This is a genomic window from Streptomyces chlorus, from assembly GCF_042655885.1.
Taxonomy (GTDB): domain Bacteria; phylum Actinomycetota; class Actinomycetes; order Streptomycetales; family Streptomycetaceae; genus Streptomyces; species Streptomyces chlorus.
On the sequence record NZ_JBHSOA010000174.1, the window covers coordinates 1 to 611 of the forward strand.

Here is a 611-nt window from a genome sequence, read left to right on the forward strand (position 1 = left end):
CGCCGATGGCCATGCTGGTGCGCAGCCCGATGTCGTAGTTGGTGGCTGTGGCGAGCAGGCTGCCGCCGAGCGCTACGCCGATGGCGCTGCCGATCTGGCGGGTGGTGTTGAACAGGGCGGAGGCGGCCCCCGAGTACGCCGGGGGCGCGGCCCCCATCACGGTGGCGGTCGAACCGGTGAGGGCGAAGGAGGTGCCGAACCCCGCGGCCATCATCGGGGCCACCAGCAGCGGGTAGGCGGGGTCGGCTCCCGCCAGGGCCCAGCCGGCCAGCCCCATACCGGCCAGGAGCATGCCGAAGACCACCAGTGGACGATCGCCGGTGCGGCGGGTCAGCCGCCCGGACAGGACGGAGGCGAACATGGTCATCGCCACCGCCGGGAAAAGCGCCAGTCCGGTGCCCAGGGCGCTGAATCCGCGCTGGTGCTGGAATTCCAGGCTGGCGGTGAACACCATGCCGTAGAAGCCGAAGTTGAACAGAAGGCCGATGACGGCTCCACCGCTCATCGTGCGGGACCGCAGCAGGCTCAGCGGAAGGGCAGGAGACCGGGCCAGCCGCTCGCGCACCGCGAACGCCGCGGCGGCCAGCGCGGCCAGGCCCACCCCGGCGAGG

At 72.5% G+C, this 611-nt stretch carries 1 protein-coding gene; it reads right to left on the reverse strand.

Going from position 1 to position 611, the window contains the following annotated elements; all coding sequences use genetic code 11:
• A partial coding sequence (locus ACFPZI_RS37245) for an MFS transporter (RefSeq protein ID WP_381371597.1) occupies positions 1 to 611 on the reverse strand: 611 nt, incomplete at both ends.